We start from the raw sequence: 23,320 nt of genomic DNA, 5'->3' as shown, positions 1-23,320 counted from the left end.
AAAACACTTTATTTATGGTATTGTCTTTAAATAAGATCAGACTTGGATATGCACTATCATCATTGTTGCTGTTGGTTTCCTATATCCTTATCCTTTCTACCAACCGGAGACTGCAACAGGAGAAGAACTGGATCGTGGATAATTATACATTGATCAACAAGATCGGGGATGTAAAAATGATGATAGGCACGGCGGAATCCAACGTACGGGGATATATTATTAATGGGCTGCCTCAATTCCTGAACGGCTTTTATGATGCCCGCAATTCCATAGCAATGCTGCATGCTGAAATAAAAAAACTCACCAGAACAGACCCTGTACAATCGGCAAATGAATCCCGGTTAAAGATAATGACAGATCAGCGCCTTTCTGAGCTTTCAACAGCTATCAGGCTGCATCAGAAGGCATCCGTAAAGCTGGAGAATTCTGCAGTAGGGCCCGCGAAACTGGCGCAGACCGATAGTATTTACCGGCAAATACAGGTGATGACCGTGCAGGAAGAGCAGCTTATGAAAAAAAGGATGTCAAAACTCAATAATTTTTATACAAGTACAGCTGCTATGACCATACTGTCCCTGTGCATGGCAGCAATAGCCATAATATATGCTGTCATTACCTTTAACAGCCAGTATAAACAGAAAAAAAAGGCCAACAATATTGCCAATCAGTACCGGGAGGAGCTTGAAAGTAATATTAAGGAACTGAGCGAAAAAAATACCGCGCTGAATGAATTGAAGGGGATTGAAAAGTTAGCTACCATTGGCCGAGTGGCAAGGGTTGTAGCGCATGAAGTCAGGAACCCGCTTACCAATATATCCCTTGCAACCGAGCAACTTCGGGACGTGGCCTGTCTTGAAAAAGATGAGGATGCTCAGTCTTTAATTAAGATCATTAGCAGGAACTCTGTGCGGATCAGCCAGATGGTTTCCGATCTGTTGAACGCTACCAAGTTCATGCAACTGGACAAACAGAAAGAAGACATTAACAAAATTCTGGATGAAAGTCTTTTTATGGCTAAGGACCGGGTATTATTAAGAAAAATACGTGTTGTAAAAAATTATTCCAATGATCTCTGCGACGTAATGGTGGATAAAGAACGGATCCGGCTTGCTTTTTTAAACATTATTGTAAATGCTATAGAAGCTATGAACGGTGCAGAAGGCGTTCTGACGCTTGCTACCAGAAAGGAAGCAGACAAATGTGTTATTGAAATCAGTGATAATGGTAAAGGTATGGATGAGCACACACTGCAAAATCTTTTTGAACCATATTTTACATTAAAGAAAAAAGGGAACGGGCTGGGCCTTACCAATGCACAAAACATCATCCTGAATCATAAGGGTACGATAAAGGTAGACAGCCAGCAGGGAATGGGCACTACATTTACAGTAGCCCTGAATCTTGTATAGCATTGTTTTATAAAGCGCGGGATGAGATGATCCGGTCTACTATTGTTAATATTGAGTCCTTGGTAAAAGGCTTTCCGATAAAATCATCGGCCCCGTAATCCTTTGCCATTTTTCTGTCGTAGCTGGTATCATAGGCAGTTATCATAACAATAGAAGCAGGGGAAATAGCCTTAAACTGCTGAATGTGCTGATACCCCAGGCCATCAGGCAAACGGTTATCAAGAAAAATTAAAAAGATATCCGGTTCCCGTTGCAGCGTATCCAGTGCATCACTTATAGAACCTGCCCATAACGCTTCGATCTTGCGCTGCCTCAGAATGTTGCGCAGCAGGAAATACATATCATCTTCGTCATCAATAATCAGTGTTTTAAACAAAAGTTCAGGCGATGCGGATACGGAATTATATGCATAAAAACGACTGTTCACTCTAATAAGATCGACAATTATTTTGCCAAAATAATATTTTTTAATCCACATTGTTGATAAAATGAAAAATCGGCATGATTTACGCGGTAAATTGGGTATACTAAAAAAAAGTAAAATATGCCCAATAAGCTCCTCATTATAGACGATGATGTGGATTTATGTCATCTTCTTTCGAGATATCTTTTTAAAAAAGGATATGTTACTGAAACTGCTTTCTCCGGTAATAAAGGTATTGCCAAATATAAAACCGGTGATTTTGATGCAGTAATTGCAGATTACAGGCTGGGAGATATGGACGGTATACAACTGATAAGAGAATTAAAACAGATCAACAGCAAGGTGGCTATTTTGATCATTACCGGTTATTCTGATATAAGACCTGCCATAGAAGTAACCCGCCTGGGCGCTTTTGATTATATACCTAAGCCGCTGGTTCCTGAAGAAGTACTGGAGATTCTTAAAAAAATGCTGAACCGGGAGTATTCAGGAGAACAGGCAGCTCTTCCTCAAAATGAAGCCATCCTGTTTGAGCAGGATTATTATATCGGCACCTCCGATGCAACAGCAGATCTTTATCAACAGGTTAATGTAGTGGCACCTACCAATTACAGTGTTGTTTTATATGGAGAAAGTGGCACGGGAAAAGAGGTGATAGCACGTACCATACACCAGAACAGCAAACGCTCAAAACAGCCCTTTGTGGCTATTGATTGTGGCACGCTTTCCAGGGAGCTGGCCGGCAGTGAGCTCTTTGGTCATGTAAAAGGTGCTTTTACAGGAGCATTACAGGATAAAGAAGGGCATTTTGAAATGGCAAACGGCGGCACACTTTTCCTGGACGAGATAGCAAACCTGTCGTCAGATATCCAGGCCATCCTGCTCCGGATCATCCAGGAACGGAAATTCAAGCGGGTTGGAGGAAACAGGGAAATAGGTTCAGATGTACGGATCATAGTGGCATCCAATGAAAATCTTAAAGCTGCGTGCCAGAAAGGAAAATTCAGGGAAGACCTTTATCACCGGCTTAATGAGTTTGCCATTCACCTGCCAGCCTTACGCGACCGACCTGATGAAATCCGGCCTCTGGCAACATTTTTCCTGAAAAAATGCTGTGAAGAAAGTGAAAAAAAGATAAACGGTTTTTCTGAACATGTATTTGCTGCCTTTCAGAGATACGACTGGCCGGGCAACCTGCGTGAGTTGCGCAATGCCGTTCGCAGGGCTGTGCTGCTGACCCCTCCTGGCGGTACCATTACTGAAGAAACGCTGCTACCTGAAATCATTACCCATACTCCTGTGCCTGATAATGTTTTAACGCAGGATCCGGCACCTATGGCGTCCGCAGTATCACCTACACAGGACCTGCTGAAAGACGTAGCCGGCAGGGCAGAATACCAGGCTATTATGAACGTTCTGCAAAGAGTAAACTTTAATAAGAAAAAGGCAGCCGAAATGTTAAATATAGACCGGAAAACCCTGTATAATAAATTAAAACAGTTCCAGGGGGTAAATTGAACAGGTATGCCAGGCCCACTCATTGTGCTTGTTTATCTATCGGTAAAACAATCACAGATCGTCGTCTGCGCGCCGTGCATTTTTTCAGGCATCTCTTAATTTTCTTACCTCGTTGTGGGCTTTCAGCAACTGTTTGCTTTGCCGGCTGATCAATAAAAAGGTCTCAGGAAGCAGTGAGGAGGGATCCAGCGCGCTTTCATAGGCTTTCTTTACAGCATCTTCCATTGCTTCACAGCTATTAAGGATCGTTTGCCGGTCATTCCCGGTAAAAAAAGCCTTGATCTCCATCCACACATTGTAGATTTTTCCTGTTGCTGCAGGGCTCACGGCTACAGGCTCATTCATTTTTGTTAATGCGGCTGACAGCTCGGTAATAAAAGATTGGCTGTTGTCAATATAATTCCGGAACAGCTGTTTAAGGTCGGCATCTTCCGCATCCGTCAATTCGGCGATGGCGCGCTCATAGCCTGAAATGCGGTCTTTGTGAACACGCAGCAGATCATTTAATATTTCGCCATCCATAGTAACCATAGATCGTATTTTATAAGCTAATAAAATCAGTAAGCCTGCCAGGCAGCACTTTCCGTAATGCAGCACAGGCAGGCGCAGGACAAGGCTTTATGCTAAAGTACCATGATCGCATTTTGAAAAGCCCCGGTCAGCCTTATTTTGCTTTGTCCAGGCTCTGGATATGCTGAAGGTGCGTTCTTAATACAGGAAGCGTTTTAACAGCAAATGCTTTAATATCGGCATCTTTTGCATTTTTCTGGGCATCTTCAAAAAGATCAATTGTCTTTCGGTGATCCTCCACCATTTGTTTAATATAAGCCTTATCAAAATCGGATCCGCTTTTTGAAGACAGGTCGGCGGCTGCCTTTTGTTTATCGTTATCCGGTGCAGGAGGCAATGTTATATTTTTGGTGGCTGCTAACATCTTCAGTTCATCGTTTGCCCTGGTATGGTCCGTTACCATCAATTTCCCAAACTCTTTTACACGGGGGTCTGTGCCTTTATTTTGTGCCAGCTCCCCCAACTGCACCTCTGCCATGCCTCCGCTGGCAGCATCTACCGCAAATTTAGCGTCCTCCTTACTAACAGAAGCGGCTGCAGTATCCGTAGTGGCACTGTCAATAGTTGCTGCATTAGCACTATCCGCCCGGGCCGTACTATCATTGGAATTCGGGCTGCCACAACTCCAGAGTATTACAGCGGCAGCGATTGGTAATAATTTTTTTATTGTTTTCATACTTTAAAATTTAATAGTTAAAAACAGGTTATAGCTGAACGGCCGGTAGAACAGTACCTGTATTCAAAAAGTTCAGCGGGCAAAATCTTACTTTCTGAAAAATGACGGTATTTATACTTCCCGGTTTGGTTCGTATTGCTATAACCTGAAGTATTATTATTGGTGCCCGCAATTATCGTTCCTGGGTTATTATGACCGCCTGTTACCTGTTTTAAAGCGCTGTTCTTATTGATTAAGCGTATTCACATGCATTAATCGTGGAATATATTCCACACAAACAGTTGCTCTGTTTCCCCTGTAATGCTAATAAGATTGAAATTAGTGAGTGCTCCTGCTCAATGGTTATTATATAAGGAGCAAAAACGGGTGTTGTTTGTATCAATCCATGCCCGGAGCATGCGCTCCGAATTAAAATTGATGGCAATATTCCCTTCACGGTCAACTCCGATGATCCCTGCATCGCATTCATCTGCCGGGTATTTTGCAATGACCAGCCTGGAAGCGGCTCTGAGAGAACACCCTGTCAGCTCCATCATCATGGATATGGTATGCGCTGTAAGGCCTGTGATCAGATATTCTCCGTCTCCCGTACCGGAGATGGCACAGGTTTGATTGCTGGCATAGCAGCCGGCGCCTATAATGCAGCTATCACTTACCCTGCCGGGTATACAATTGGGCGCACCACCGGCTGAAGCGGCTGCGGCTACATTTCCATACGCGTCTAAAGCAACCGCGCCTGCCGTGTCTTTCAGATCATGTTCAGTATAACCGGCAGCTATATATTTGCCTTTTTGTTTGGGCTTGCTGTGTTTATAAGCGAAATATTTTTTTAACTGATGTTGGGTAAGGAAATAATCCATGGGAACAGTATCCCGGTAACGGGATCTTTGTATAATCTCCGGGCCTTCACCAGTCAGCAATACATAAGGCGTTTGTTCCATAATAGCTTTTGCCATACAAACAGGGTTCTTTATTTGGGTTTGTGCTGTTACCGCACCGGCGTTCCCGGTCAGCCCGCACATAACAGCTGCGTCCAGGCCCGGTTTTCCTTTGGCATTTAAAGCAGCCCCTGCCGGCATTAAATAAGGGATCATCTTCCAGTATGCTTACTGATTTTACAACAGCATCAACAGCTGTTCCTCCTTTTTGAAGGATTGTATGACCCGCCAGCGCTGAAGCCGAGAGCGTTTTTTTTTATACTGTTGCTCCTGTTTTATGATGAGTTCTGTAACTGGCCCGGCGCCACCATGTACGGCAATTGCTGTTTTTTTCATCTTTTAAAAGTGTTGGTTTGTAAAAAGTCTTTGTTCATAGCCAGCTATAGCCGGGGCAATGAACAGCAACTGCTATTCTGATTTCAAACATTATACCGTACCGGTATGCAACCGCGTGGAGATGAGGGAGGATATGAAACGGAGAGGCGGATCTGTTTCGATGAGCAGGATAAAGGAAAAATCTGCGACACTTTATGTAGAGCCTCATCCCCATGAGGAAAAGGATAGCAGCCGGTTGGATTTAAGAATAGCCAGGTTTAGAATGTTTTTACAGCAGGAAGGTCTTTTTTTCGTTTGTTTTATAATTAACCTGGCCTCAATACCCGGTCGTGGCAGGCAATTTGAGCTGAATAAAAAGTTTATAATAATTCCGGCAACAACTTATTGCTTGTGTGCTGGCTCCCGGAGTGCTTTTTAAAAGCCCCCACTGCAACTGATTTTTAACTATAAAAAAATATATTATGTTTAGTCATTCAGAAGGAAAAGTGGCTGAAACCATTGAACAGCAAACCGCCAAAGTTCCCTCAGATATTTACCTGTGGGCGTCTGTGGCTGCTATGGTCACTTCCCTTACTTTAAAGATCTGCAAGCAGGATCATCGTGCATTGTTTATTGGCCAGTGGGCCGCTCCCTTTTTATTATTCGGCATCTATAACAAGATCGTAAAGACAGAAGGTTCCGAATAATGGCAGCATTTTCATTAAAAAGGAAACAAAAATGAATGCGGAGGCATTGTTGCAGAAGATGTATGCCTGGCTGCTTGATAAAGGGCCGGCTGTACTGGCTGCTGCAATTGTGTTATTTATTGGGTTGTGGGTTATCCGGGCACTTTCGGGCTATCTCCGGAAATGGATGGAGCGCAGGCAGATAAACGGCTCGCTGAGACCCTTTCTCCGTAGTATGCTGGTCACTTTGTTGCGCATGCTGCTACTCCTTGCTGTAATGCAGATCGCCGGTATCAGGATGACGATATTTGCGGCCCTGGTAACTTCTTTTGGTGTGGCGGCAGGCCTTGCCTTATCAGGCACCCTCCAAAATTTTACCAGTGGTGTGCTGATCCTGTTTTTAAAGCCATTTCAGGCAGGCGATACTATTATAGCCCAGGGGCACGAAGGCACGGTTACAGAGATCATGATTTTTTATACGATCGTGACGACCTTTGATAACCGGATCATCGTGATCCCCAACAGTAAATTATCCAACGAGGTGATCATTAATGAAAGCGCATCTGGAAACCGCAGGCTGGATATTGAAATAAAATTCAGCAGCAACACCGACTACGGAGAGGTGAAAAAAGTAATGGAAGCAGCAATAACAGATGCAGGAAATGTTTTGTCTGTGCCGCCAAAGCGAATTGGTGTTTCATCGCTGGAGCCGGACGGCTATAAGGTAATGCTGAATTTATGGATCAGCGCTCCTGATTTTACCGCCGCTAAAATGGAGTTCCAGGAAAAGCTATTACAGCAACTGAAGGCATCGGTTTGAATTTACCGGCAATATAACAGGCGCAGCCTTTGCGGCCCCGGTGATTAAAATCATTAACGATTAAAAATTAATAGTATGGATTTATTGAAGAAGTATAACAGGCGCAGGATAGTAACAGTTTCCGGGCATATCAGGGTACTGGCATCAAATTTGAAACCTGTCGCTTAAGGGATGAATGAACCCGGCAAATATCAAATCGATTTTTTAATTTAAAATGGAGGAGTTATGAATACAGTAAATGATAAGATTAAAGGGAACTGGAACATTATCAAAGGAAACCTGAAACAAAAATGGGCAAATCTGACCGATGATGACTTGCTTTATGAAGAAGGTAAAGAAGATGAATTGCTCGGAAGAGTGCAAAAGAAAACAGGCGAAACCAAAGAGAATATTAATGAATTCATCGAAAAGATCAGATTTGAATAATGACTTCTTGGGGCCGACCAAAAAGCCCCTTTTGTCATGCTGAATTTATTTCAGCATCTAAAATGGCGTGTGATTATCAACAGATTCTGAAACAAGTACAGAACGACCATCTACTATAAACAAACTTCTTAGTTAGCCCTACCTCTCTTTCAGCAGTCCTTCTGTTAAAGCCTTCCATTCCATTTTTGAAATCCCTGCAATACCGCCAATTGCAATAAGGCTGTTTCTGATTTTATCCGGTATACCGGCATTTTTAAAATTGGGTTGTTCATTTCTGCCGTAAATGCAGGCGTAAATACATTTTTCATCTTTTGAAATCATAAAAGTGGAAGTTGCATCTTCGCTGTAAAAATGGGCAATATGACCAGGATCAGGCTGCGTAGGATCAATAGATGGAGAACATTCTATGAGCATGTTCTCTTTTTCGTTTTCTTTTAAAAACCCGGTGCTGATCTTTTTTACCTGTACCCAGTCAAACCCTTTAGCTTCAATATTTCCTGGTCCGGGAATATCGATGCGGATATAATCACCTGCTACGGGAGGCCGTTCAACAGGGTTCCCTTCAGAGTTGTAAAGGCAAAAATCTGCGCTTCCTTCCCCTGCATATTCCTTCCAGCGATTGATGTTGAGAAACCGCTGTTTTAAAAAGGAAAACTCCTGGTAAGCGTTCTCTTCATTTTCAAAGCATCTGCTGCTTTCCGTATCGTGATATCCTCCCCTGACCTGCTCGGGGACACCGGGGATTTGCTTGACTATCATATTCCTGACATTTAAAGATTGTTTTATTGATTTCGATCTGCAATTGTATATGTATAAATATTATTACCAATACTTTGCCGAAATACTTTTGGCTGAATCCAAAACCGGTAAATGTTTTATCAGCAAAGGCCTGTACATCTTTGATAGATTTAATTTAAAGAACTTTTATTCTTTCTTTTTTAAGGATATGATTCTTTGCAGCGTCTTTCAGCTGGCCTGCTATAACGGTGTATCCGCTACAGATTTTGACGGAAAGAGGCATGGTTTGAATTTTCAGATATCTGCTATTTATCATTAATACTCGTGCTCGGAAGCTGGTTCAATTGAGGAATCACATTGCAGGTCAACAACCGGATATCCTTTAAATATATGGTACTTTCTTAAAACAGTTTTTACGGGTGCAGGACGCAAGCACAGATCGTTCTGGAGATCCGGCCTGCTTTCGTCAAACTGGTCTTCTGTAAGAACGAGAATGCAATGCCCTCCATCTTTTGTATAACAGTACCACTCCTGCAGGTCGTCCGGCAATGCGGCATAATACGTTTTGCCTGCAACCAGGTAATCGGTACCCTTAAAGAATTCGGCAATTACATCTGCTGGATGTAATCTGTTAGTCATAACCTGTTTACATTTATAGGCACAACAGTCATACCAGTTTATTAAAGAAAAATTTTATATTTCCTTATTCCCCGTTTTTAGCCTTTTTTGGCAAAAACTGATAAATAGTGCTTTATGAGACCAGAGCTATTTTCTTAATACTATAAACTCTGCAAGAGCTTAGCTTTGAAGATCACATGTTTCTAAAAGCTGTTTTTAACGCTTTCTTAATGGAACTGCAGATATGTTGATCAGCCAGGATTGAGGATACAGAAAACTCAGGTATCAGGCAGGTAATCCCATTGTTAGCAGTACAACAAGATATTCTGTTTTTAAAGGTGTTCCGGTTGTTTTCAAATTTTTTTTATCTGTATTTCAATTGTTGCCTCTGATATGCGCTAACGATTGCACAAATTCTGCTATACTTTTTCAATATCTTTCCAGGGCTTATTAAAAAGACGGGCTGCCTTTTGTTTTTATACAAATGGTTGCAAAACAGAAATAAATGATACGATATGAAAAAAGAGCAAGCCCGGTCTCTCTTCATTTTTCTTTTTTCTTCTTTGGTTTTTTAAATGGGTATGGGCAAAAATCTGATAAGATTTCTTTACAGGGCAGGTGGAGATTTGCTCTTGATATTATGGATGAGGTTCTTTCATTATAAAAAATTATAATTCCATTTTACCACCACTAAACAAATGCAATGCTTTCATTAAAATGCTTTTAAACATCAGTCCCCATTTGGTAGAAGTCTGATTTTCAGGTTTGTTTCTTTCTTCAGCGCTTTCACCTTTTTCTTTTGCAATAGAGGCTCTTGCAGTTTGGAAATTGGCTTTCTTTTCTTCAGTCATGCCATTGGCTAACAAATCGCACAATGCTTCTGCGTCCATCATTGCCAGGCTGATGCCTTGCCCGCCCGGACCATAAGGGTGAGCCGCATCGCCTATCAAAAACATTCTGTCGCTATACCATTTATCGGGTACACTGCCATTGTAAACAGGTTGGTGATACAACACCGTTTTGGGGTTGGTTTTACATTCCTGAAAAATTTGTTGCAGGTAGGGCGTCCAGTTTTTTGCCCGCTCCGTTATCTGTTCGTATACCTCTTTGTCGGTAATGGCTTTTGCTGCTGTTTCGGTCATGTGTATATGCATCCACAGGAAATTATTGTTATAGGCATCGCCTGGTTTTATTTTGCCGATAGAACCAAGCCCGATATTGCCATTGATGTTATTAAACAGTGACATTTCTACTTTTTTATCACTCGGATAGATAAACCCGATACCCAAATATCCTGCATATCTTTTATCTGAATTGCTGCCCGGGTTCAGCAACCTTCTTACTTTGGAACCTACACCGTCTGCACCCACCAAATATTTACCGCTGATGCTTTGGCCATTTGAGGAAACAGCTTCTACGCTATCTGCATGTTCAATCGCATTGTCCAACTTAAAATTATAGATGACCTTTATGCCCAGCTCATTGATCCGTTCACGAAGTTTTTCAAAAACAGCCAATCGGGTTACTATAATGGCAGGGCTTGCGCCCGGGGTGTTTTTTACATCAAACTTTACCTGGGTGTTGCCAAAATACATTACTAGTTTTTCTGTGCTTTCGCCTATGTTGCGAATGCCCATATTCTCGAGCACTTTCACTCCTTTGGCCGAAATCCTTACGCCACTGGTTGCTCCTCCAAAACTTGCTCTTGCTTCGAGCACAACACAGGGTATCTTTTTTTCTGTGAGTTGTATAGCCAGGCTCAAACCGGCAATGCCTGCACCAATAATGATTATTTGGTCTTTCCCGTTCTCCTGTATCATTGCATTAGACTTTTAAATTACGATACAAAATTACTTTCGGGTTATAGCACAGAATAGTAAAAATCGGTCGTTTTTAATGGCTAAGTACTTTGAAAGTAAAAGGGAATAGGACTATAAGGTGTTGATGCCTTTAAAATTATACTGTTTGAAGGGTAGATAATAGTAAAAATCGGTCGTTTTCGTTTTTAGAAAGTTCTTTAGGGGTTACTCCCGACATTTTTTTGACTTCTTTTATAAAATGGTTTTGGTCTGAGTAATTAAGTTCAGGAAACAGTTTGCCTTTTTTAATATGGGACAGGGATGATTTAAAGCGAAATATTTTACAATACGATTTTAGTGAAATCCCAAAGGTGTGATTGAAATAGCGATTGATTTGCCGGCTGCTCCAAAATACTCTTTCCGATAATTCCTTTACCGTCAAAGTGCCATTTGAAGCATCAATTAATTCAAATAATTGTCGTTTTCTGTTATCAATATTGGGTTTAATAAGTGAAGTTATTTTTGCCGCAATTTTGTTGCTGAATAAATCGAAGTTGCCACAATCATTAGCTGTTATATCCCAAAATCCTGCTGGAAACCGAATGCCTAAATTGAGCAATGAATCAACTTTTTTGTCTAACAAATATTCAACAGCGAGTAATTTAAAACTTACAGCCAATAAACGCGTTTTGGGTAAAATAGATGTTTGTTGAGGTTCTGTTTCCAAGCCTTTTAAAGTGGCAAATATATTTTTGTCGGTTGTCATAGAGAAGATAATATCAAGTCTGCCGTCCGGCAATACTATTATCTGATGTTCTGTATCAGAATGATTGGCAAGCATCCAAAAACTTTCAACGAAGTCTTTTAATGCATCAGGTGGCTGATTTTTTTCCCATTCAATTTGATTTGTCAGCATGGTTCACTTTTCCTGTTAATTGGCTCTTAAATGTTATAAAATTACAAAAATATCCCAACCTGCTGTTGTCAGCACAACCGGGGCACGAAAAGGATAGACAATATTTATCCAACCGTTATTCCATTCCTGCATTTGTAATAAAATCATTGTCTCTATTAAGCTGATGTTCCTTTATCTTGTTGGCAACATTATTCCCTTTTTGTTGTCATCAGGATTAAGTTTTTTGGATTTCAATAAAAATTCTATTGAACTATTTGTAAATTGTATCTCTGAAAAGATCGAGGCATGGTTGAAAAACGTCTTATTATTTCAAAGTATGAGCATGCAGAAAATATCGGTTCGTTCATAAAAGAAATTTGGTTAAATAATTTAAATTCTTTCTTATGCCAAAAAATGTTTCTGATGTTTTAGTCGAAACCCTCGTAAGAGCCGGGGTTAAGCGAATATATGCTGTAACAGGCGACAGTCTTAATCCGGTAAATGATGCCGTACGCCGGGACGGACGGCTGCAATGGATACACGTACGCCATGAAGAAACCGGAGCTTACGCCGCTTCTATGGATGCCGAGCTGAACGGTATTGGTTGCTGTATGGGCAGCAGCGGTCCGGGCCATGTGCATCTGATCAATGGGCTGTATGATGCCAACCGTTCCGGCAATCCTGTAATCGCGATAGCCACGACGGCTCCTTCCGATAAGCTGGGTACCTCCTATTTCCAGGAAACCAATGTAACCAAACTGTTTGATGATTGTAGCAAGTTCTGTTTTATGGCCAATACGCCGCAGCAGGCCATACAGGCATTTCATAACGGTATCCAGGAAGCCATCAGCCGAAAAGGTGTGGCTGTAGTCGGATTGCCGGGTGATGTAGCTGCCATGCAGGCATCACACAGCCATTCTTCCAGCCATAATTTCTATACCAATCCGCAGGTTTTGCCTGTTGAAAGCAACCTGAAGGAGCTGGCTGATCTGATCAATAAATATTCAAAAGTCATGTTGTACTGTGGCTATGGCAGCCGAAATGCACAGCAGGAAGTACTGGAACTGGCTGGAAAAATTAAATCGCCTTTAGGATTTACGTTAAGGGGGAAAATATTTTACGACAAAGAAGACAATCCTTATGCAGTGGGGCTGACCGGGCTGCTGGGTGCGAAATCCAACTTCAAAGCGATGCACGATGCCGAGCTGGTACTGATGCTTGGTACTGACTTTCCATACAGTGAGTTTCTGTCGGAAAAAAACATTATGGTGCAGATAGATGAAAAACCGGAGCGCCTGGGACGCAGATGCAAAGCCGATTATGGATATTGTGGTAATATACAGGCTACGCTGAAAGCATTGCTTCCGCTGATAGAAACAAAGAATGATGACCGCTTTTTAAATAAGATGACCAGCCTGCACAAAGAGGTGGAAAAAAATTATGAATCCTATATAAAAGGTAAATCCGGGAAAGAAAAGATCCATCCGGAATATGTAGCCTGCCTGGTCAATGAGCTGGCGGCTGATGATGCCATATTTTCGGTAGATACCGGTATGTGTGCTACCTGGGCAGCGAAATATATCAAGGGCAAAAAGAACCGCTATCTTACCGGTTCGTTCAATCACGGGTCAATGGCTAACGCAATGCCTATGTCCATCGGTGCAGCATTATCCCATCCCGAAAGGCAGGTGGTTGCGCTTTGCGGTGATGGAGGCATCAGCATGCTATTAGGCGATCTGATGACTATCAGCCAATATAGGATCCCTGTAAAGATTATCGTTTTTAACAACAGGACACTGGGTATGGTAAAACTGGAAATGCAGGTTGCCGGGTATCTCGACTGGCAGACCGATATGGTAAACCCTGATTTTGAAAAAGTAGCGGAAGCCATGAACATCAGGGGCTGGACGGTAAAAGATACTGACCAATTGGAGGGCACCTTAAAAGAGGCATTTGTATATGATGGTCCTGCAATGGTCAGCGTATTCACTGATCCTAACGCATTGGAAATGCCACCGCATATTTCAGCCGATCAGGTCAAGGGGTTTGCCACTTCTATGTCCAAAATGATATGGGACGGACGCAAGGGCGAAGCAGTGGATGTGGCGGAATCGGGTCTGAAATATTTGCGGGAGCTTTTTTAACGAATAGACATTACGACTCTTGACAGTAGCGAAACAAAAACCAGACTCAAAGTACTTCAGGAAGGAGATAAAAAAGAATCTTTGCCTTTTAATCATTCCAAAAACATGAAATACTTTTTAATAATAATACAGTTCATTGTTATCGCGCTTTTGACATCCTGTAAAAGCAGCCCCAAACCAGAGATAGGCTACAAAGGAGCCGACGTCAGCGTCAATGCAGGCATAACGAGGGATAAAGAAACGAAACAAGCTACTTTCGTTGCTTCGCTGTCTGATAAATGGGAACTTTACGCAGGTCCATCCGTGGATTCCATCGATCTTTTCAAACCGCTCCTGACAGGAAATGGTTCAGGTGATTTTACACTTGACATACCAGATGACAAAAGGTATTACTTTGAGCTGGTAACGCCACAGGGTAGTGCCATCCTTGCAGAGCGACATTTGCCGATGAGCGGAGGGTTTAACTTTCGCGACCTGGGCGGCTATAAAACTAAGGATAACCGATATGTCAAATGGGGAAAAATATTCCGTTCGGACGATTTGGGTACGCTGACCGATACCGACCTTAATTATCTTTCTTCCGTTCCGTTAATAAATGTCGTGGATTTTCGTAGCCCCGAGGAAATTAAAGAAGCTCCGGACAAACATCCGGCATCGCTCCATAACGATTTTCAATATTCCATTACGCCTGGCAACCTCACTGGACTGATGAGCCTTGACAGCACACAGATAGACAAGGCGATGATGCAGATGAACGAGCTGCTGGTAAGCGACTCTGCCGCTGTTGAACAATACCGGAAAATGTTCGTCCTGCTGCAGAACCCGTCAGGCAATATACCGTTGCTTTATCATTGCACCGCAGGAAAAGACAGGACGGGAATGGCAACCGCATTGATATTATATGCCCTGGGACTGGATGAAAACGATATTATGAACGACTACCTGATGTCTAATAAATACATTGAAGCCAAATTTGCCACGTACATTAAAGCCAAACCGGCGTTGCTTAGCCTGTTTTCCGTAAAAAAAGAGTTTTTACAGGCTGGTATCGACAGGATTAAAAAAGACAACGGAACTGTAGAAAATTTCCTGACTGAAAAACTAAATGTGGATATCCCGAAATTCAGGGAACTGTACTTGTATTAATCCGGTGTTTTCAATTTTCTTGTCTTATGTAAAGCTGATTAAAAAGAATGTTTTGATATGGAAAAAGTAAAAATTGCCGGACAGACAAAAGATACAGGTTGGCAGTTTGGCATTAGAAAAAGTGTGCCATTAAATGCAAACGAAGTTTGGGCCTTTTTGTTTTCAGAAAGTGGGGCCAGACTTTGGCTCAAAGGTACGGGCAAAGAATTTTCAACGTTTAAAGACCTTTCACACATAAGAACAAAATGGAAGCTGAAAGGTTGGGCAAATGAAGCAACCCTGCAAATGAGAGTGATTTCAAACAAGGACAAAACAACTATTGCATTTCATGTTGAAAAACTATTAAACGGAAGCCAACGGGAAGAAACAAAAACTTATTGGGATAAAGTAATAAAAATAATAGCCGAAAAAATAACAGCGAACCGCTAACATTGTATAAAACAAACAAAGCATATAAACAGGCATTATGACAAAACCGGAAAATAAAGCAGTAGTAATCTGATTTAACAAGGAATTTTTGGAACAGGGAAATATTGAAGTTCTGAATGATATCTTCAGGGTGACCTGTAAGAATAATTGTCATAGCCTCATTAATTTTGTTTTTACAAATGGGAAACTCCGGGTGACAGTGTTCTTTTAATCTAAATGATATAATAAATCAGCGGCAGAGATTATAAAAAACGCTTATCAGCAAATTTTTGACGTAATAAAACGGAAGAAGCAAATCCGTTGTGTTATGAAACGGTGGAAGATAATTGTAACAATAAAAAGTCGGCCAGCCGCTGACACCATGAAAAGGAATTTTAATCAACAAATCAGATAAAACATTTTGATCATGGACAAAAAAAGGCAAGCAGCAGTTATTACCGGCGCAGCCCGCGGCATGGGCAGAGCTTTTTCGGTAGCGTTGGCTAAAGAAGGTATTGATGTTTATGGCATTGATATTTTAGAAAAGTTAAGCCCTGTTGCAGAATATGAAAAATCAACTGAGGATGATTTTCTCGAAACAAAAAAATTAGTTGAGGAGGAAGGAACCAATTTCTATTATTCCCAGGGCGATATCCGAAATGTGGAAGAACTGGAAAAAATCGCTGCTGAAATCAAAGAAAAATTCGGAACAATAGACATCCTTATAGCCAATGCAGCGCTTCAGGCATTCAGTCCGTTTATAGAGTCCTCGCAGCAGCATTGGGATGATATTGTGGACACCAACATAAAAGGTACGGTCAATACGCTGAAAACATTTCTGCCACTGATGATTCCCAACAAAAAAGGAAAGGTTGTTATCATCTCTTCCACGCAAGGTATGCGGGGCATGTGGCACGGAAGCGCCTACTCGGCAACCAAATGGGGACTTGTGGGATTGGCCAAATCGCTGGCTTTGGAAATGGGTGAATATAACATTAACGTAAACGTGGTAGTACCAGGACTGGTTGATACCAAGCTCACAAGAAACCAGAAGAGATGGCAGGTAGCAATGGGCAGGAGATATGAAAACAAACAGGTATCGGAAGACGAAGTTGCTGCCCATCTTGCGAAAAGTGATGCCCTGGGCCTTCCGTGGTTAAAGGCTGAAGATGTGGCTCCGGCGGTAGCTTTTTTAACTTCTTCCGCAGCCGATAAAATTACGGGCGCAGTGTACGATGTCGCCGGAGGTACCAGTCCCGTCTATACATCATAAAACCGGTCAGCTATGGAAAAAGACTTCACCGCTTCAAATGTGAACTGTAAAAAAGGAACGCGGAGCAAAATTTGAAAAATCAGAACTTTGGCAACCAGCCGTAGCTGTTGACCAGAGAGTAGTAACAGGACAAATCCCGCAATCTGCAAAAGTTGTCGGAGGAGCTGTTCTTTCGGAATTAAAAAAGTTACATTAACACAAGGTTGTTTAAAAAGTACCCCTTTTTTTAAATTGTAACAGCTACCTGATTTGATTGTAAAGAAATTTTTTTAGGGAAGCTGTAAATAATCATTTAAGAATGAAAAAAAGGGGATATTAATTTACGAAAAAAAAGAGGGTCTTCTTGATGAAGACCTTCTCAGCGGAGAGAGAGGGATTCGAACCCCCGGACCTGTTACAGTCAACGGTTTTCAAGACCGCCGCATTCGACCGCTCTGCCATCTCTCCGCGGCAAAAGTAAGGGTAGGAATGTTTATAACAAAAAAATATTTCCCTTTTTAGAAAAGGAAATGGGAGGCACAGCCCGGCCTGGCAGGAAGCAGTGCTGCAAAGGATTTTGCACCGCTCGAAAATTGTACAGGAATAAGTTTATGCGGATTTGCCGACAGACTCTTTTGCACGGGGCAGGCTTAAGGCAATCGTAAGGATCTCCGACCGGTTTACGCGTTCTTCTACCTCTTCAATGGCTTTAAAAAGATTGTTTTTGGTATCGGTAACTTTTGTTATAGCCTGTATTATTAAATTCCATACCGGCTTCATGTGATCTACAAGCGTAAGGCCGGCGGACGACAGGTACAGCAAACGCCTGCGGTCATCCCCCGGATCTTTTTTAGAGCGAACCAGCTTGTTCCTGGTCAGTTCCTTTAACAGGCTGATAGTGGAAGGATGCGTGTAGCCTATTTCCTGGGCCAGTTCTACAACGCTCAAGACCCCTTTTTTGTGCAGCGCATAAATTACCGGGAACCATTTAGGGTCAAAGCTGATGCCACAGGCGTTATAGATCGCTGTTCCCTGTGCTCTTATTTTTTCGCTGAGGCGCTGCAGCCTTGTGGCCAGCGCCAGTATACCGGCCTCATCAATGGTATTCATGCCTGGTCTGTTTTAAGGGCAAGATAATAAAATGTATTATCAGCCATCATCCTTGGAAAACAGGAGGGAAGCTCCGTTACATCCACACGGGTAAACCCGCTCTTTTCATAAAACCGGTGAGCTGCCTTCAATACATCAATAGTGCCCAAGTAAAGGGTTTGCAGGCCCTTTGCCCGGCAATAGCTGATCAGTGTATTTAACAGCGCCTGCGCAATGCCATACCCGGAGCCCCGGAAGGCTTTCCGGACGAACATTTTGCGGATCACTCCTGTTTGTTCAGAGGCCTGGAGCAGCCCTATGGTGCCTATGAGCTGGCCATTTATAAAAGCACCCCAGAAATTGCCGCCTGTCTGAATGTAACAGGTTTCAATATCAAAAAGATCAGGTTGCCCCTCCAGAGTTACGGGTAAATGCAGCTCTTCCTGCTGAATGGATATAACCAGATCGATGATCTCCTTGCAATGCGCGTTGTTGAGTGTCTGAATAAAGAACATACTTTGTTTTTTTACAAAGCACAAATATATGTAGTTAACTACGTATTTGAAAACATTTTTATTGAGATGCTGTTTTTTTATATGTCCGGGCTGTGCCACGGCAATAAAAACCTGGTTATATTTGTAACCTATGTTCAGACGTACGCTGGAAATTGTGGGCAGTAGTTTTCGCATGGCCATGCAGGAGCTGTGGAAGAACAAGCTGCGCACATTCCTTTCCCTTTTTGGCGTAACCATTGGTATTTTCTGCATCATTGGCGTACTGGCTACGGTGAACAGCTTACAGCGGAATATTCAGAATGAGATCAAATCGCTTGGATCCAATACAATCTATGTGGATAAATGGGATTATCATGGCGGCCCTGATTATCCCTGGTGGAAATATGTGAACCGGCCGGTACCGAAGTATGAGGAGGTAAAGCAGATCCGGGACCGCACGCCTGATGCACAATATGTGGCCTTTACTTTACAGAGCACGGGCAACAGCAGCGTTGAATACCTGGGATCTGTGCTCAACGGTATTAATGTTTACAGCGTAAGCGAAGATTTTATAAAGATCCAGCCACTTACAATGGCTTATGGCCGTTATATCAGCGATGCAGAATTCAGTTATGGCACAAACGTAGCGGTCATTGGCAATGAAATAGCCGAAAAGCTGTTTAATGAACCGGAACTGGCGATCAATAAAACCGTATCGGTAGGCGGTAAAAAAATACTGGTAGCAGGAGTCATAGCAAAACAGGGTAAACAAATGATTGGTGGCTGGGGGTTTGACCAGAGTATGATCATTCCGTTTCAGTTTGGCAGAACGATCTATAATGAGCTTAAAACAGACCCGGTGATTATGGTGCAGGGCAGGGAAGGAATTACCAGCAAAGGATTAAAAGATGAGCTGATGGTGGCCATGCGCAGTCTGCATAAGCTAAGCCCCAGGCAGGAAGATGACTTTGCACTGAATGATATCAATGACATCGGTGCGGAAGTGGAAAGCGCTTTTGTTGGCCTGAATATAGGCGGAGCTGTAATCGGGGGCATCAGCCTGGTTGTTGGTTTGTTTGGTGTGGCCAATATTATGTTTGTAACAGTAAAGGAACGCACCCCGCAGATCGGGTTAAAGAAGGCGTTAGGTGCCAAACGTAAGATCATCCTTACAGAGTTCCTGCTGGAATCCGCCTTTTTATGTATGCTTGGCGGAATCATCGGATTACTGCTGGTATACCTGCTGGCGCAGATCTTAAGCAACGCCCTGAACTTTCCGGTATTCATATCTGTTGGTAATATGATATGGACATTCCTGATCTGTGTATTGGTGGGTATTATTGCAGGAATTATCCCGGCGGTACAGGCCGCAAAGATGGATCCCGTGGTAGCGATCAGAAGTTAGTGATCAGAAATCAGTTATCAGTATCTCAATTCTGAAAACTGAGAACTGAAGACTAAATGCTTTTGGCATGAATCAATCAAAAATGAATAAAATAAATATACTGGCAATAGAATCAAGTTGTGATGAAACGTCTGCAGCTGTCTGCAGCAATGGAAAAATCCTTTCAAACCGGATTGCCACACAGGCGGTACATGCGGAACATGGCGGGGTAGTGCCGGAGCTGGCGTCCCGCGCGCATATGCAGCACATTGTTCCGGTAGTGGATGTGGCCTTGCGGCAAAGCGGGCTGCAACTGGAAGACCTGGATGCCATTGCATTTACACAGGCGCCGGGCCTCATCGGGAGCCTGCTGGTAGGCGGGCAATTTGCAAAATCGTTGTCCCTGGCGCTGAATAAACCGCTCATTGCCGTTAATCATATGCAGGCCCACGTACTGGCGAATCTGATCCCTGATCAGAAACCGGCTTTCCCGTTCCTGTGCCTGACGGTTAGCGGCGGGCATACGCAAATTGTAAAATGCACCCGGCCAACGCAACTGGAGATGATCGGAGAAACTGTAGACGATGCCGCAGGCGAAGCGTTTGACAAGGCAGCTAAATTATTAGGACTGCCTTACCCCGGCGGACCATTGATCGATCAATATGCAAAAACAGGTAATCCGCACCGGTTTCAATTTCCTGAGCCCCGGGTTCCCGGTTATGACTTCAGCTTCAGTGGTCTGAAAACAGCGATCCTTTATTTTCTAAGGAACGCGGGAACAGCACAGGTGTACAAAGAAGAATTTACAGCAACAGAGTTGGAGCGCAAAAGATTTATAGATGAGAACCTGAATGACATTTGTGCCTCTGTTCAGAGCAGGATCATTTCTATTTTACTGAAAAAGCTCAGTAAGGCAGCGGCAGATCTGGGCATAAAAGATCTTTGTATTGCCGGAGGCGTATCTGCCAACAGTGGTCTGCGCAAGGCATTTACAGAATTAGGAAAAGAAAAGGGCTGGAACACTTTTATTCCGGATTTCCAGTATTGTACTGATAACGCCGGCATGATTGCCATAACCGGCTATTATAAATACCTGGAAAATGATTTTGCCGGCCTGGATGTTCCCTCAATGGCACGGGGTTTTTAGATTTTATGTTAGAGGCTGGACGCTGTGGTTTCATAATTGAACAGGTGACAGCTGACATTTTACTTCTCATTTTTCACCGCCCACTCCTCATATTTCTCTTACAGCAGCCCCGCCAGTTCCAGACTCTTCTTTTTCAGCTTGCGCTCTTCAATGTCCTCAATAATGCCATCGGCTTCCACAATTAAAGAAGTGCCGTTCTCTTTCCACCAGGATTGCTCTTTTAGTTTTTGCAGTGCAATAACACCTGATAAATATTTGCGGCTTTCCTGTGCGTGCCATTCTTCAATCCATTCAAATGCCTCTTTGGGAATATAGGCCAGGTCTGTAAAGCTTACAAACACCTTAAGGTAAATGTCGTCATTGAGCTGGTGCGGCTTGTGATGGTACAGCTTCTTATATTCATAACGGTAGGAGTAGCGCAGCGCCGAAATATCACTTAACACCGCAGAAGCTGTAGGAAAGCTGCCTGCGCCTTTACCGTAAAAGAACTGCTGATCTGCAAAGCCGCTTTCAATGACCACGCCGTTGTATTCATTTTTTACAAAAGCCAGCGGGCTTTCCGGGGCCACAAACTGGGGCAATACATAAGCGCCCACACCGCCATTGATCAGTTTCTGGGCCTGTGCCACCAGCTTGATCTGCTGGCCGCGCGACCGGGCAACCTGTGCATCGGATTTGGCAATGTTCTGGATGCCGTTGAACAGGAGCTGTTCCGGGCGTACCAGGATCCCGTAGGCATGCAGCAGCAGGATCGTTAATTTGTTCAAGGCGTCTATCCCTTCAACATCCAGCGTAGGATCACTTTCCGCGAATCCTAACTGCTGGGCCAGCAGCAGCGCATCTTTAAAAGCAAGATGCTCTTCAAAGATTTTTGTGAGGATGAAATTAGTGCTGCCGTTTATAATACCGCGGATGCTGTGCAGCAGGTCATTATCATAATATTCCTCCAGGTTACGGATCACCGGTATGGAGGCGCAGGCCGAGGATTCATATAGCAGGGAGCCACCTGTTTCCTGCTGAAGCCTCAGCAGCTCTTTCAGGTTTTCAGCGATCATCTTCTTGGAAGAGCTCACCACGTCCTTCCCGTTTTTTAAAGCCGTGCTCACAATCTCAAAACCGGCTTTTGCATCATCAATTACTTCTACGATCAGGTTGATCTCCCTGTCATTTAATAAAGCATTGCGGTCGGTTGTAAAAAGGTCTTCAGGCGCGTTCCGTTTTTTGCCCGGGTGTTTGATACACACTTTTTTGATCACCGCCTTTAATGACGGTGTTTGCTGCAATACCTTATAAAGCCCTTCGCCTACAACACCAAATCCGAATAAGCCGATCACCAGCTCTTTATGTTCGCTCATTATTTTTATTTTATTGTCACCCCTTCAGCGTGACGGGTTATAAATTTTTTGATTGCTTCAGTAATCTGTTCAAATTCCAGCAGGAAACCATCGTGCCCGTAATCGGATTGAATATGCCGCACAATAGCATCAGGGACGTGCTCTGCTATAAAATCCTGCTCTTCCGGCGGAAACAGGATGTCGCCTTCAAGGGCCAGCACCAGCGTTTTTGCTTTTATTGATTCCAGCGCTTTTATAACACCGCCACGCCCACGGCCCAGGTTATGGCTGTCCATGCTTTTGCTGAGCATATAATAACTGAATGCATTAAAACGTGCGGCCAGCTTTGTTCCCTGGTAGCGCTGATAGCTTTCGCTCCGGAAAGATTCCAGGAGGTCATCCGTAAGCTCCGACTGTGTTTTATTGTAAGCCGTGGCATTCCGGTAGGAGAGCAGTGCAATGCCCCGTGCCACTTCCATACCTTTTAATCCTGCATCGTCCGATTGGCGCTGCCAGGTCTGATCGGCCTCAATAGCAAAACGCTGCGACGCATTGAACGCCCTGCCCCACGGAGAATGCATTGCATTGGTAGCTAAGGGAATAATGTATTCAAATAACTCCGGATCCAATACTGCCCATTCCAGTAACTGCTGACCGCCTGTGCTGCCGCCAATGCCTATTTTTATCCGGGTGATGCCAAGTTCTTTTTGCAAAAGCTGGTAGGCTCTTGCCATATCACGGATCGTGAAAAAGGGAAAATCATGATAGTAGGGCCTGCCGGTAGCAGGATCTACATCCAGCGGGCTGCTGCTGCCATAACAACTGCCGGGCATATTTACGCAGATAATAAAATCCTTTGCCGGATCAAAAATCTTTCCTTTCCCGATCATTTCCGGCCACCACTCATGCGGAACGCTGTTGGCGGTAAGCGCATGAAAGATCCATATGATATTGGATTGATCCCCGTTAATGGTCCCATATGTTGTATAGGCCAGGCGCAGGTTATGAAAAATATACCCGCTTTCCAGTTGGAAAGGAGCCGGATATGTAAATGTTCTTTGTTGCATTCTTTCTTAAGAAGGCCTGCAGG

The 23,320-nt window shown here is 43.2% G+C and carries 23 protein-coding genes, 1 tRNA gene and 1 pseudogene; 11 read left to right on the top strand and 14 right to left on the bottom strand.

Translation table 11 applies throughout. The features are described 5' to 3' along the window. Positions 1–14: 14 nt before the first annotated feature. Positions 15–1,409, top strand: coding sequence for an ATP-binding protein (locus A8C56_RS13685; protein WP_067757046.1), 1,395 nt, complete (start codon positions 15–17; stop codon positions 1,407–1,409). Positions 1,410–1,416: 7 nt separating this feature from the next. Here A8C56_RS13685 and A8C56_RS13680 read toward each other — a convergent pair whose 3' ends face one another. Further along, positions 1,417–1,887, bottom strand: a complete 471-nt coding sequence (locus A8C56_RS13680; protein ID WP_245645468.1) for a response regulator — start codon at positions 1,885–1,887, stop codon at positions 1,417–1,419. Positions 1,888–1,953: 66 nt separating this feature from the next. On the opposite strand from A8C56_RS13680, the gene A8C56_RS13675 reads away from it, so the two are divergent. Beyond that, the gene (locus A8C56_RS13675) at positions 1,954–3,351 is read left to right on the top strand and encodes a sigma-54-dependent transcriptional regulator (RefSeq protein WP_067757043.1); all 1,398 of its coding nucleotides are present in this window, start codon (positions 1,954–1,956) and stop codon (positions 3,349–3,351) included. Between the two features lie 84 nt (positions 3,352–3,435). On the opposite strand, the gene A8C56_RS13670 is transcribed toward A8C56_RS13675, so the two are convergent. The 4 genes and pseudogenes from A8C56_RS13670 to A8C56_RS24505 form a co-directional block, all read right to left on the bottom strand. Continuing rightward, positions 3,436–3,882 carry a PA2169 family four-helix-bundle protein gene (locus A8C56_RS13670; RefSeq protein ID WP_067757040.1) on the bottom strand — a complete coding sequence of 149 codons (447 nt, stop codon included), beginning with the start codon at positions 3,880–3,882 and terminating at the stop codon, positions 3,436–3,438. Between the two features lie 133 nt (positions 3,883–4,015). Beyond that, positions 4,016–4,597 (bottom strand): DUF4142 domain-containing protein, encoded by a 582-nt coding sequence (locus A8C56_RS13665; protein WP_067757037.1) that lies wholly within the window; start codon positions 4,595–4,597, stop codon positions 4,016–4,018. Positions 4,598–4,932: 335 nt separating this feature from the next. Further along, positions 4,933–5,752, bottom strand: a pseudogene (locus A8C56_RS13660) (isoaspartyl peptidase/L-asparaginase). Next, positions 5,713–5,871, bottom strand: coding sequence for a hypothetical protein (locus A8C56_RS24505; protein WP_157097981.1), 159 nt, complete (start codon positions 5,869–5,871; stop codon positions 5,713–5,715). The pseudogene A8C56_RS13660 and the gene A8C56_RS24505 overlap by 40 nt, the downstream one beginning before the upstream one ends. A gap of 461 nt (positions 5,872–6,332) precedes the next feature. Between A8C56_RS24505 and A8C56_RS13650 the strand changes: the two genes are divergently transcribed. From A8C56_RS13650 to A8C56_RS13640, 3 genes are all read left to right on the top strand, one after another. Further along, positions 6,333–6,557, top strand: coding sequence for a hypothetical protein (locus A8C56_RS13650; protein ID WP_067757031.1), 225 nt, complete (start codon positions 6,333–6,335; stop codon positions 6,555–6,557). Positions 6,558–6,588: 31 nt separating this feature from the next. After that, positions 6,589–7,356 (top strand): mechanosensitive ion channel family protein, encoded by a 768-nt coding sequence (locus tag A8C56_RS13645; protein WP_067757028.1) that lies wholly within the window; start codon positions 6,589–6,591, stop codon positions 7,354–7,356. Between the two features lie 225 nt (positions 7,357–7,581). After that, the gene (locus A8C56_RS13640) at positions 7,582–7,782 is read left to right on the top strand and encodes a CsbD family protein (RefSeq protein ID WP_067757025.1); all 201 of its coding nucleotides are present in this window, start codon (positions 7,582–7,584) and stop codon (positions 7,780–7,782) included. Between the two features lie 138 nt (positions 7,783–7,920). Here the strand turns inward: A8C56_RS13640 and A8C56_RS13635 are convergent, their stop codons facing one another. The 4 genes from A8C56_RS13635 to A8C56_RS13615 all read right to left on the bottom strand — a co-directional run bounded on the left by A8C56_RS13635 (position 7,921) and on the right by A8C56_RS13615 (position 11,853). Beyond that, positions 7,921–8,541, bottom strand: coding sequence for a hypothetical protein (locus tag A8C56_RS13635; RefSeq protein WP_067757022.1), 621 nt, complete (start codon positions 8,539–8,541; stop codon positions 7,921–7,923). Positions 8,542–8,835: 294 nt separating this feature from the next. Beyond that, positions 8,836–9,159, bottom strand: a complete 324-nt coding sequence (locus tag A8C56_RS13625; RefSeq protein ID WP_067757016.1) for a hypothetical protein — start codon at positions 9,157–9,159, stop codon at positions 8,836–8,838. A 647-nt stretch (positions 9,160–9,806) separates the two neighbouring features. Then, the gene (locus tag A8C56_RS13620) at positions 9,807–10,958 is read right to left on the bottom strand and encodes an FAD-dependent oxidoreductase (protein WP_067757013.1); all 1,152 of its coding nucleotides are present in this window, start codon (positions 10,956–10,958) and stop codon (positions 9,807–9,809) included. 136 nt (positions 10,959–11,094) lie between these two features. Continuing rightward, on the bottom strand, positions 11,095–11,853 hold the full coding sequence (locus tag A8C56_RS13615) for a helix-turn-helix domain-containing protein (RefSeq protein WP_067757010.1): 759 nt from the start codon (positions 11,851–11,853) through the stop codon (positions 11,095–11,097). A gap of 383 nt (positions 11,854–12,236) precedes the next feature. Between A8C56_RS13615 and A8C56_RS13610 the strand changes: the two genes are divergently transcribed. From A8C56_RS13610 to A8C56_RS13595, 4 genes are all read left to right on the top strand, one after another. Then, complete coding sequence (locus A8C56_RS13610; protein WP_067757007.1) at positions 12,237–13,976, top strand: thiamine pyrophosphate-dependent enzyme; 1,740 nt, start codon at positions 12,237–12,239, stop codon at positions 13,974–13,976. A 105-nt stretch (positions 13,977–14,081) separates the two neighbouring features. Continuing rightward, positions 14,082–15,122, top strand: coding sequence for a tyrosine-protein phosphatase (locus A8C56_RS13605; RefSeq protein WP_084490431.1), 1,041 nt, complete (start codon positions 14,082–14,084; stop codon positions 15,120–15,122). 57 nt (positions 15,123–15,179) lie between these two features. Continuing rightward, on the top strand, positions 15,180–15,551 hold the full coding sequence (locus tag A8C56_RS13600; RefSeq protein ID WP_067757004.1) for a hypothetical protein: 372 nt from the start codon (positions 15,180–15,182) through the stop codon (positions 15,549–15,551). Between the two features lie 406 nt (positions 15,552–15,957). After that, positions 15,958–16,803, top strand: a complete 846-nt coding sequence (locus A8C56_RS13595; RefSeq protein ID WP_067757001.1) for an SDR family NAD(P)-dependent oxidoreductase — start codon at positions 15,958–15,960, stop codon at positions 16,801–16,803. A gap of 362 nt (positions 16,804–17,165) precedes the next feature. Here A8C56_RS13595 and A8C56_RS13590 read toward each other — a convergent pair. The 3 genes from A8C56_RS13590 to A8C56_RS13580 form a co-directional block, all read right to left on the bottom strand. Beyond that, positions 17,166–17,250 (bottom strand) — tRNA-Ser (locus tag A8C56_RS13590). A gap of 141 nt (positions 17,251–17,391) precedes the next feature. Then, entirely contained in the window at positions 17,392–17,892 is a 501-nt protein-coding gene (locus tag A8C56_RS13585) for a MarR family winged helix-turn-helix transcriptional regulator (RefSeq protein WP_067756998.1), read from the bottom strand. Further along, on the bottom strand, positions 17,889–18,386 hold the full coding sequence (locus A8C56_RS13580; RefSeq protein ID WP_067762018.1) for a GNAT family N-acetyltransferase: 498 nt from the start codon (positions 18,384–18,386) through the stop codon (positions 17,889–17,891). Before A8C56_RS13580 ends, A8C56_RS13585 begins: the two co-directional genes overlap by 4 nt. 130 nt (positions 18,387–18,516) lie before the next feature. Between A8C56_RS13580 and A8C56_RS13575 the strand changes: the two genes are divergently transcribed. Both A8C56_RS13575 and tsaD read left to right on the top strand, forming a co-directional pair. Continuing rightward, the gene (locus tag A8C56_RS13575) at positions 18,517–19,770 is read left to right on the top strand and encodes an ABC transporter permease (protein ID WP_067756995.1); all 1,254 of its coding nucleotides are present in this window, start codon (positions 18,517–18,519) and stop codon (positions 19,768–19,770) included. Between the two features lie 82 nt (positions 19,771–19,852). Beyond that, a complete protein-coding gene (tsaD, locus tag A8C56_RS13570; protein WP_084490204.1) occupies positions 19,853–20,896 on the top strand; it encodes a tRNA (adenosine(37)-N6)-threonylcarbamoyltransferase complex transferase subunit TsaD in 1,044 nt (347 codons plus the stop codon). A 98-nt stretch (positions 20,897–20,994) separates the two neighbouring features. On the opposite strand, the gene A8C56_RS13565 is transcribed toward tsaD, so the two are convergent. Then, complete coding sequence (locus A8C56_RS13565) at positions 20,995–22,251, bottom strand: homoserine dehydrogenase (RefSeq protein ID WP_067756989.1); 1,257 nt, start codon at positions 22,249–22,251, stop codon at positions 20,995–20,997. 5 nt (positions 22,252–22,256) lie between these two features. Then, positions 22,257–23,297 carry a homoserine O-acetyltransferase family protein gene (locus tag A8C56_RS13560; RefSeq protein WP_067756986.1) on the bottom strand — a complete coding sequence of 347 codons (1,041 nt, stop codon included), beginning with the start codon at positions 23,295–23,297 and terminating at the stop codon, positions 22,257–22,259. Between the last annotated feature and the right edge of the window lie 23 nt (positions 23,298–23,320).

Origin of the sequence: Niabella ginsenosidivorans, from assembly GCF_001654455.1 — a bacterium.
Taxonomy (GTDB): Bacteria; Bacteroidota; Bacteroidia; order Chitinophagales; family Chitinophagaceae; genus Niabella; species Niabella ginsenosidivorans.
This window is presented reverse-complemented; position numbering and strand designations above follow the sequence as displayed.